8 protein-coding genes are annotated in these 10199 nt (G+C 72.4%); 5 read left to right on the top strand and 3 right to left on the bottom strand.

The genetic code is table 11. The annotated features are described in order from the left end of the window. Window positions 1-150: 150 nt before the first annotated feature. From BDZ31_RS24400 to BDZ31_RS24390, 3 genes are all read left to right on the top strand, one after another. The gene (locus tag BDZ31_RS24400) at window positions 151-2895 is read left to right on the top strand and encodes a class F sortase (RefSeq protein ID WP_183346085.1); all 2745 of its coding nucleotides are present in this window, start codon (window positions 151-153) and stop codon (window positions 2893-2895) included. Between the two features lie 311 nt (window positions 2896-3206). Next, entirely contained in the window at window positions 3207-3668 is a 462-nt protein-coding gene (locus tag BDZ31_RS24395) for a hypothetical protein (RefSeq protein WP_183346083.1), read from the top strand. 11 nt (window positions 3669-3679) lie between these two features. Beyond that, the gene (locus BDZ31_RS24390) at window positions 3680-3847 is read left to right on the top strand and encodes a hypothetical protein (protein WP_183346081.1); all 168 of its coding nucleotides are present in this window, start codon (window positions 3680-3682) and stop codon (window positions 3845-3847) included. A gap of 68 nt (window positions 3848-3915) precedes the next feature. Here the strand turns inward: BDZ31_RS24390 and BDZ31_RS24385 are convergent, their stop codons facing one another. The 3 genes from BDZ31_RS24385 to BDZ31_RS24375 all read right to left on the bottom strand — a co-directional run bounded on the left by BDZ31_RS24385 (window position 3916) and on the right by BDZ31_RS24375 (window position 7714). Next, entirely contained in the window at window positions 3916-4587 is a 672-nt protein-coding gene (locus BDZ31_RS24385) for a hypothetical protein (protein WP_183346079.1), read from the bottom strand. A 383-nt stretch (window positions 4588-4970) separates the two neighbouring features. Continuing rightward, complete coding sequence (locus BDZ31_RS24380; RefSeq protein WP_183346077.1) at window positions 4971-7181, bottom strand: choice-of-anchor D domain-containing protein; 2211 nt, start codon at window positions 7179-7181, stop codon at window positions 4971-4973. 140 nt (window positions 7182-7321) lie between these two features. Then, window positions 7322-7714: a VOC family protein gene (locus BDZ31_RS24375; protein ID WP_183346075.1), complete on the bottom strand. Its 393-nt coding sequence runs from the start codon at window positions 7712-7714 to the stop codon at window positions 7322-7324. A gap of 266 nt (window positions 7715-7980) precedes the next feature. Between BDZ31_RS24375 and BDZ31_RS24370 the strand changes: the two genes are divergently transcribed. Both BDZ31_RS24370 and BDZ31_RS24365 read left to right on the top strand, forming a co-directional pair. Further along, complete coding sequence (locus BDZ31_RS24370; protein ID WP_343075685.1) at window positions 7981-8742, top strand: GntR family transcriptional regulator; 762 nt, start codon at window positions 7981-7983, stop codon at window positions 8740-8742. A gap of 6 nt (window positions 8743-8748) precedes the next feature. Continuing rightward, window positions 8749-9513, top strand: coding sequence for a TSUP family transporter (locus tag BDZ31_RS24365; protein WP_183346073.1), 765 nt, complete (start codon window positions 8749-8751; stop codon window positions 9511-9513). The last annotated feature ends 686 nt before the right edge of the window (window positions 9514-10199 follow it).

The raw sequence follows: 10199 nt of genomic DNA, 5'->3' as shown, positions 1-10199 counted from the left end.
GCAACTTCATCCGGGTCCTTCCTTGGAACTGACTGGCTTGAGCACCTGTCAGCCTCCAAGGAGGCCCGGATGAACAACCTCCTCAGGAATTACAATTAGCTGCCACCACAGTTACATCTTTCGCAGTGCCTTGACATGATCCGCGCCACGATGCGCCGGTTCTCCCTCGTCTTCACCCTCGCCACCCTCGCCGTCCTCCTCGCGCCGCTGGGCGCGACGCCGGCGTCTGCCGCCGAGCCGCCGAACCAGAACGACCCCTGCTCGCAGGCCGGTCGCAACACGTGCAGAACCACCGGCTTCGGCGCCTACCGCACCTACAGGTACGGCATCCGCTGGTTCGGCAGCTATCGCAACGCGATCCCGAACGTCGCCCTCCCGGCGTGGTGCATCGACCTGCGCTTCTGGTACCCGTCGTCGCGCTTCGGCTACAAGAAGCGCCCGATCGCCGGCCTGCGCAGCAAGGAGGGGAAGCGGATCTCCGCCGCCGAGCTGCGGCGGATGTCGTGGGTCATCTTCAACCACGGCTCCAAGCGGGACAACGCCACCCAGGCCGCGGTCATGCTCTACGTCCACAGCGTGATGGACGACGGCGCGCCCGGCGAGGTCGATCCGGCGGCCGTCGGCGTCTCGCCGCTGTTCAACCGGATCTCGCGCGACGCGCGCCGCTATGCGGGCCCGTACAAGGTGACGGTCGACGCGCCCGCGAAGGCCACCGCCGGGACGAAGTTCACGGCCGTCGCCAAGGTCCGCTCCGCCACCGGCGTCGCGATGCCAAACGTGCGCCTGCGACTGGCCGGCTCCAGAGGCGCGGACGGCCGGCCGCGCGTCGTCCGCACGAACAGCAGGGGCGAGGCGAAGATCAGCGGCACGGCCGCCGACGTCGACGGCGGCGTCCGGCTGAAGGTCGAGACGGCCAGGCTGGCCGCGCCCGCCCCCGACCTCTACGTCCCGACGAAGGGCGCGGCGGTCCGCAACGCCCAGCGCCTCGTCGTCGCGGCGTCGACGACCGTCTCGGCGCAGGCGACGACCCGCGTCGAGCCGGCGAAGGTCACCGTCACGACGGCCGCGACGCCGACGACACTGCTGCTGGGCGAGGCCAACAGCGACAAGATCACGATCTCCGGGCCACCGTCGAGCTGGCGCGGGAAGGTGACCGTGCGCGCCTACGGGCCCGCGGCGAGCGGCGACGAGATCCGCTGCGAGGGCCAGCCGACCGCCGAGGTCTCCTACACCGCCGGCCCCGGCGAATCCCAGGCGCCGCCGGTCACCCCGACGGCCCCCGGCTGGTACGGCTACCAGGTCATCGTCGAGGGCTCGTCGCAGGTCGTCGGCGTCACGACGCCATGCGCGGAGCCGTCCGAGCGGTTCGTCGTCGAGGTCCAGCCGGCGATCCGCACCCAGATCAACGAGCAGTCCTCGCAGCCCGGCGCGACGCTGACCGATCGTGTCTGGGTCAGCGGCCTGCACGGGCAGCCGGCGACGGTCGGCGCGGCCCTCTACGGCCCGTTCCCGGCGCGCGACGCGCTCACCTGCGACGGCGCGCCGTTCTGGCAGGGCTCCTACCCGGTGAGCGGCGACGGCGAGTTCCTCACCGACCCGGTGACGGTCACGGTGCCCGGCTACTACACCTACCGCGAGACGATCGCCGCGTCCGGCTTCGTGCGCGCCGCGAGCCATCCGTGCGGCGAGGAGGTCGAGACGACGGTCGTGCGCGGCACGCCGGCGATCCGCACCGAGGTCTCCCAGCAGCAGGCGACCGTCGGGGCGGAGATCTCCGACACGGTCTTCGTCAGCGGGCTCGGCAGGCTGCGCGCGCCCGTCGAGGCCGAGCTGTGGGGGCCCTACCCGTCGAGGGAGGCGATGACCTGCGAGGGGACGCCGGCGTGGAAGGGCACGCTGACCGTCGAGGGCGACGGCACCTACGTGACCGACAGGGTCAAGATCAAGCAGGCAGGCTGGTACACCTACCGCGAGCGGATCCTCGCCACCGAGGCGTTCGACGGGGTCGAGACGGCCTGTGGCGAGGAGTCCGAGACGACGATCGTGCGCGCGGCGCCGAAGGTCGTCACCAAGGTCTCCAGCCGGGTCGTGCGGCCCGGGTCGCGGATCTTCGACCGCCTGGTGGTCTCGGGCCTCGGCGAGACGACCGCCAAGGTCGAGGTCGAGCTGCACGGGCCGTTCCGCACCCGCGCCGCGATCACGTGCTCGAGAACGCCGTTCTGGAAGGGCGCCGTCACGGTGAAGGGCGACGGCAGCTACGTCACCCCGAAGGTCCTCCTGCGCAAGAGCGGCTTCTACGCCTACCGCGAGCGGATCGCCAGCTCGCCGGTGAACGTCGGGACGGAGACGGCCTGCGCCGAGGAGGCGGAGACCTCCCTCGTCCAGCCGCTGATCCCGACCGGCGGCGAGCCGCGCCAGCCGCTCGAGGTGGATGCCACCAAGGCGCCGAGGGGCGGCTCGCGGCCGACCTCGATCAGACTGGCCCGGCTCGGCGCCCAGGCGACGCTGCGCGCGGTGTCGATCGACTCCGACCACAAGAACCTCCACGTGCCCAACGACATCCGCACCGCGGGATGGTGGGCTGACGGCTCCTCGCCCGGCGCCAAGACCGGCACGACGTTGATCGCCGGGCATGTCGACAGCGCCCGGCGCGGCGCGGGGGCGTTCTACCCGCTGAGCCGCGCCCGCAGGGGCGACGCGATCGAGCTGCGGACCGCCGACGGCAAGACGCGCCGCTACCGCGTCACCCGCGTCCAGCGCGTGCGCAAGGACCGCCTGCCGTCGAGCATCTTCAGCCGCCAGGGCTCCCCGCGCCTGGCGCTCGTCACCTGCGGCGGACCGTTCGCCAACGGCCACTACCGCGACAACGTGATCGTCTTCGCCGTGCCGCGGTAGGCGCGTCGGCGCCGGTTGGAGCGCGGCACCCAGCGGCCGCCGGCTCGATGCCCCAGGCATCTCGCTGCCGGCCGATTCGCAGAGTAGGTTCGTGGCGTGAGCGAGAACGTCGTTCCGGACCTCACCGCGCTGCGAGCCGCGCTCGCGGATGCGGCGAAGATCGGCGACCTCGCCGAGCGCACGCTCGAAGTCGTCGCGATCGTCGACGAGGCCGCTTCGCCGCTGGGGATCCATCCGGTCGTCGTGGGTGGAATGGCGGTCTACTTCTGGACCGCGGATGAAGCATTCGTCACGCAGGACATCGATGTCGTATGGCCGTTCCGGAGAGACTCGTCGCCGCTTTGGCCCACCTGGGGTTCGAGAAGAGTCAGGACGGGCGTCACTGGCAGCTGGCCGGGACGGACGTCTTCCTCGAAGCTCCGGGTGCCGAGCTCGACGCTGACGCAACCGTCGTCGAGGTCGCGCTTCCATCCGGACGGACCGCGCGCCTCCTCTCCCACATCGATGCCCTCCTCGATCGCCTCGCCGAGTTTCAATCGACCGGCCACCAGATCGTCGCCCAGCAAGTTCTCGTACTGCTCGGCCACGTCGCGGAAGACGAGGCAATTGACCTGCGCGCACGTGCCGTCAGCCGTCGCGTCGCCCACGCACTCGACACGATGTCGCGGCTCGCCGCCGAGATCGCCAACGGACGCGAGCCGCCAGAGAGCAGCGGGTTGCACGAGATCGCTCGCGCCGCGCAGCGCGCGGAATACACTCGGAAGCAACGATGAACATCCGGCCGATGACCTTCGAGCAATGGCGCCGCGAGGCGCCCGCCCGCCGTGCCAAGAGCGCAGCGGTCGTCGCACGCCTCGGCCCGATCAGACGCGACAAGCCCCGCGATCCCACGGAGGCCGAGTTCCTCCGCAGCATCGGCACGCCCGAGCGGCTGATCGGGCCGACGAGATAGCCGTCCGCTGGCACAGCGGTCCGGGAACGACGAAGGCCCCGCTTCCGCGAGGCCTCTGTTGACGCCGGTCAGCGCACGTCGTCCCGGCTGGGCTCCGCGACGACCTCGCCGGTTCGCGCTGCATTGGACAGCTTCGAGGCCGCAGCAAGCAAGTCGCGCGCTCGACGCTCGTCGGGCGCCGGGCGGGCGCCGAGGCCGTGATTGTGGAAGCTGAGCACGTAGCCGGCCCCGTCGCGGTTCCACACCCCTGCGAGGTGGCCACCATGGATGCCGCCTCTCGGGAATGGCGCGACGCGCAGCAGCAGCCCGGGTCTGTCGCCGACACGGACGCGGTCGACGACCCGGGGGCGGACTGGCTCGATCGGCCCGTCGTCCCCAGGTCTCAACGTCGCTCGACCGAGCAGCCGCAGCACCGCGTCGTCGTCGACCCCGCGCCGCGGCCAGCGACCGTCACGTGTCGTGAGCTCGGACGGGAAGCAGCGTCCGCCCGCGAGCACGTGGTACGGCTCGCGCCCAGATCGGTCGGCGCGCCGCGCGTGCAGTTCGATCAGATACGCGCAATCGCCCGCGACGAGGTCTTTCGGACGCACGCGGAAGCGGCCCGGCACCGGGCGTCTGTCGCCCCGCGCGGCCGGGATCCCGTCGGGGCACAGCACCGGGACCCGGGAGCGCTCGGCGATGCTCGCGCACCGTTGCGCGAGCGCGTCGTTCGCCTTCGGCGGGTGTGCCGTCGCTGCCAAGGCCCTTCTCGCCGGCGTCGCAGTGCGCTCCTCGCTGCCGCACCCGACCGCGCTCGCCGCGAGCGCAGCGGAAGCGAGCGTGACCAGCCACCGTGTCAAGGGCGTTCCTTGCCGTCGGTGGGCGCGGATGTCGACGGGCGGAACGGAGCCATGGTGCTCCTCCGATCGGGGATGTCGAGTCGACGGCGAGCGTCACCGCCAGCGCAAGTCCGACCGCCGAACGTCGTCGCGGAGGCGAGCCGGTGGTGATGCGTGAAGGTGCCGACGCGCAGGACCAGTGTGTCGAAGTCACGCGCGCCAAGCGACAGCAGCAAGGTCGCGCCTGCGCCAGGCCGAAGGCGACGCCGCCCGCGACATCATTTCCGCTGTACCGAGACCGCCGCTCAGGGCGCCAGCACGCGCAGCCAGCGGTGGGCCGGGCGGCCGAGTCTGCCGGCTCCGACGTACGGACGGACCGTGATGCGGTAGAGCGCCGGCCGCAGGCGCAGCGTCAGCGTGTGGCGCTGCATGACGCTCGACGCGATCGCGGTGCGGGTGGTCCCGCGAGCGAGCCTGCGAGGTGTCGCGAGGTCGCCGCGGAAGCGACGTCTGTCGCCGCGCGGCGGGCAGCGCGTGAGGCCGCGGGTGCCGATCGCGCGCGCGACCTCGATCTGGACCCTCGCCTTGCGGGTCATCGTCAGCTCGAGGCCCACGCGGACGCGGCCGCCGGCGGTCGGACGCACGCACCGGCGCTGGAGCGCGAACCGCTCGATCGCGGGTGCCTTCACGGTCCGTCTCGGCGTCGGCGGCTCGGGGGTCGGCGGGACCGGCGGGGCCGGCGGCTGGGGCGGCGTCGGCGGCTCGGGAGTCGGCGGAAGCGGGGGCTCCGGCGGGGACGGTCTGGTCGTCCCCTCCCCCGTGAGCGCGACCGCGACCGGGCCGCCCGCGGCGTCGGACGAGACGGTCAGCGTCCCGCTCGTCGCGCCGGCGACCGTCGGCGCGGAGGCGATCTCCAGCTCGCACCGCTCGCCGGACGCGAGCGTGCGGCCGTCGCAGCGGTCCGAGACGATCGCGAACGGCCCGTCGACGCTCGCCGCGCCGACCGCGACGGGTCCCTCGGTCGCGATCAGCTCGATCGTCTGCGGGGCGCTCGTCGTGCCGACCTCCTGCGCGTCGAACGCGAGCGACGACGCGTCCGCCTCCAGCTCCGGCACGAAGCCGGCGCCGTCGAAGTCGAGGTCGTCCGACAGCTCGGCGTTGTCGTGGAAGTTCAGCTCGGCGACGCGCGCCCCGCGCGCCGACGGGGTGAACCGCACCCGCACGACGCATCTCTCCGCGGGCAGCAGCTCGGCGCCGGTGCAGTCGTCGGCGACGATCGCGTAGTCGGCGGCGGCGTCGCCTGTGAGCGACGTCCCGTCGATCCACAGGCGGTTGCCGCCGCTGTTCTCGACGGTCACGTCCCGCACGGCGGTCGTGCCGACGCGCACATCGCCGAGGCCGCTGGAGATGGTCACGCTGCGCTCGGCCAGCGGGGTGAACAGCTCGGCGCTGGCGAGGGCGCCGCCGCCGGCGATCAGCACTCTCCCGTCCCTCAGCACGGTGAGGGACGGCAGCGAGCGGGGCTCCGACATCCCGTAGTGGGGGTGCGTCACAGCACCCGCCGCTGGGTCGAACATCGCAGTCATGCGATTCGCGTCGTTCTGGATGAGCGCTCTGCCGTCGTCGAGCGCCGTGGCGGTCACGTGGTCGCCGGCGTACGGGATCGGGCCGCCCGGCGACCAGCTGCCCGCGACCGGGTTGTAGAGCTCGGTCGATCTCAGGCGGCCCCTGGATTCGATGCCGCCGGCGACGAGCACGCGGCCGTCCGGCAGCACGGCGGTGCCGCCCTGCGCACGCGGCGTCGCCAGCGCGGCGGTCGCGCTCCAGGTGCTCGTCACGGGGTCGTAGAGCTCGGCGCTCGAGTTGAACGTCGTCGACGGCGGGGTTCTGTCCAGGCCGCCGGCGACGAGGACCCTGCCGTCGTCGAGCAGCGCCGCGTGCATGTTCTCCCGGCCGGCGTTCATCGCGCCGTTCGTCGGTCTCCAGGTGCCGTCCGCCGGGTCGTAGACCTCACCGGTCGCGCTCGCCTCGCCCGCAGCGTCGGCACCGCCGGCGACGAGCACTCTGCCGTCGGGCAGCAGCACGGCGGCGTGGCCGCTGCGCTCTTCGGTGAGCCCGCCGGTCGCCGTCCAGGTGTTGGCGATCGGCTCGTACAGCTCAGCATCTCTGGTGGCGCCGGTCGCGGTCAGGCCGCCTACGAGCAGCACCCGGCCGTCGTTCAGCCGCGTCGCGGTCGCGTTGTGGCGCGGGACGAGCGGCTGCGCCACCAGGGTCCACGAGCCGCTCGCCGGGTCGTAGAGCTCGGCGGTCGGCACCTCCCCGCTGGAGTCGAAGCCGCTTGCGACGAGCACTCGGCCGTCGTTCAGCAGCGCCGCGCTGTGCCCGCTGCGGGGATCGTTCATGCCGCCCGTGAAATCCCATCCGGACCCGGCCAGCGCGGGCGCGGCGCTGACTGCGAACAGGAGCGCCGCGAGCAGCGCGACGAGACCGGCGTGGAACGGCGACCTGGTGACCATCCCGCGATCGTACGGCCTAGCGCCGACGCGCCGCCTTCCGGGGTGCGGCGCGCGTCACCCGAGTGGCCGGTCCGTCGCACGGGCAGGAGCAGACGGCCCGTTTCGGAGCGGGATGTGCGCGGGCGTCGCGGCGCTCAGGGTCACGAGGGAACCGGTGCGTAGCGGTGGTGGAGGTCGAGCGCGTTGCCGGCGGGGTCGAGGAAGATCGCTTGGTGGCAGCTGCCGCTGTCGATCAGGTCCGTGACGAATCTGACGCCCTTCGCCTCCAGGTGCGCGCGGGCCGCCGGCACGTCGTCGACCTGGAGCGCGATCGGCAGCCTGTGCGTCTGGAACTCCTGGCCGAACGCCGTCGGCTCCATGATCGCCAGCGTCAGGTTGCCGGCCTGGAACTCCGCACCCGGCATGCTCCCCCATCTCTTGACGAACGGCAGGCCCAGCACTTCGCCGTAGAACCTCACGGACGCGTCGAAGTCACGCGCCGGCACGGCGACGAAGTCGACCCCAGTGATCGTGAACTCGGAAGTGGCGGTCACGTCTCAACCTCCCGAGACGGAATGGACTGTCTTCGATGATGAGACCGAGATCCGCCACCGAAACTCATCGGGTGATGACCATGAGCCTCGCGCGAACGCGGCCGTCAGCACGCGCTGTTCGCGACTCGGTACGGCGCAAGCGTACCCGCACCGACCTCAGCGCGATACCGACGCGTTCGTCACACGGATCTTGGACGTCAGCATCCCCGGTCGCCGGCGGGCGAAGGTGGCGGAACAGTGGCGGAACGCTTGATAAGGTCGTGCTCGTGCCGGACAGTGATAGGTGGGTGTCCTCGCGACCGCGGGCTGAGCGGTCACGCGCCGCGGCCGATGCGCTGCGCTGCCGCATCGTCGCCGGCGAGTTTTCCGACGGCGTGATCGCCGACGAGCAGACGCTCGCCAAGCAGCTCGGGGCGTCGCGCAACGCGGTGCGCGACGCGCTGGCACTGCTGCGCGACGAAGGGCTGATCTCCCGGCGGCGCGGTGTCGGCACCACGGTGGTGACGCCGAAGTACGGCCACGGGCTGGACCGCCTCGCGGGGCTGGCCGAGGCGCTGACCGGATACGGCACGGTCGTCAACGAGGTCAGGGTCGCCACAGTCGTGGCCGACGTCCCGGCGTCGGTCCGCGAGCGGCTGGAGCTGGTGGCCGCCGAGCCGGTGGTGTACATCGAGCGCTTGCGCCGGCTCGACGGCGTGCCGCTGTCCCTTGACAGCACGTATCTGCCCGCCGACGTCGGCCGCCGGGTGCTCGACGCCGACCTCGCAGGCCGCGACCTCTTCGCGCTGATCGAGGAGGCCACCGGCTCGTTGCTCGGCCGCGCCGACGTCGCCGTGCACGCGGTGACCTCCGATCCGTCGACCGCCGCGTCGCTGGAGATCGCTGCCGGCGACCCCGTGTTCCACATCGAGCGGCTCACCCGGCTGGCCGACGGGCGTCCGGTCGATGCCGAGACGCTGCGGATCCGCGCCGACCGGATGACCCTGCACGCCACGCTGCACCGCGGCCCGCGCCTCGAGGCCGACTGAGCCCTGGTGAGTGGTCTTTCGGCGGGAACGCTTGCGCTGCTGGCGCTGTTCGGGTTCGTCGGCGGCGTCGGCATCACGGCGCTGGGGCCGGGCGGCGTGCTGCCCACCATCGGCCTGTTCGCGCTGACGCCCCTCTCCCCCGGCGCGGTCGCTGGCACCGCCATCGTCACGCACGTTGCCACGGGGACGCTGGCCACCGTCGCGTACACGCGCTCCGGCCAGCTGCGCGAGCGCCACACGCGGCGCACAGCGGTACTGCTCGCCACCAGCGCCGTGCTCGGCACACCGGCCGGCGTAGCCCTCAACACACTCGTGTCCGATCGGACGTTCGGCGTCGTCCTCGGGATCCTCGTGGCGGCCGCCGCATTGCTGATGTGGCATCGAGAGCACCGCCGGCCCGCCGCGACGCGGACCCACCCGCCGGCGCCGCTGGTGGTCGGAACCGGGTTCGCCGTCGCGCTCGCCAGCGGCATCGTCGGCATCGGCGGACCGATGCTCACCGTGCCGCTGCTGATCGCGCTCGGCATGCCGACGCTCGAGTCGCTGGCTGCCGCGCAGGCGCAGTCGATCGTGATCGCCAGCATGGGCACGATCGGCTACCTGGCCCACGGCATGATCGCCTGGCCCCTCGCCGCCGTGGTCGGCATCCCGGAACTCGCCGGCGTCCTGCTCGGCTGGAGGATCGCCCACGCCCTGCCGACGCGCACGCTCAAGCTCGCGCTCATCATCACGCTGCTCGCACTCGTGCCGTACCTCATCCTGCACGGCTGACCGTGGCCACCAGACCACGGCCCACGGGGGCGCCGCCGGTGAGGGCAGCCGCGCGATCGGCATCGCCGCGGGCACGCGGCCGCCACGGCGACGACGAGCAGCCCCCCCCCGGACGGGGATCCACAACCTACGCCCCGAGGCGCTCGTCGCCGGCGTCGACCACCACGGTCGTGAGGCCGGCCGATCCGCGACCGAAGCGGAAACCCGCCGCGCGGGCACCGGTGCGGGAGCACGATCCCCTCGGGGCGATACCAGCGCGGAGCGGATGGTGGGAGCGATCGTGCCGAAGCCGTACACCCTGCGCCACACGCGCTGCTCGTTGCTGCTGGCGGCGGGAATGCTCGTCCACGACGTCGCGAGACAGATCGGGACGAGCGAAAGACATGTGCTCGACACGTACGGGCGCCTGTTCGAGGAGTACGCCGGTCGACGCGGAAGCCGATGTCGAGACCGCGCGCGCGGAGGTGGCGCGGCGCCTCGAGGGCCGCTCCGAAATGGCGGCGGGCGGCGGATCTGGTGTGCACGTTTTGTGCACGAACGAGGGCCGCAGCCATGGCAACGTCGACCCGGGGCAAAGAGAAAGCCCCGCGTTTGAGGGTGTCGCACAAACCCCGGCCTGTGGCCGGGGTTTGTGCTGTCCGGGGGCTTTAAGACGATGCCGTGGTCGGCGTCGTCGGGGAGGTGCT

This window comes from Conexibacter arvalis (genome assembly GCF_014199525.1).
Lineage (GTDB): Bacteria > Actinomycetota > Thermoleophilia > Solirubrobacterales > Solirubrobacteraceae > Conexibacter > Conexibacter arvalis.
The sequence above is the reverse complement of the archived record's forward strand: the minus strand, read 5'-3'. Positions and strand labels throughout refer to the sequence as shown.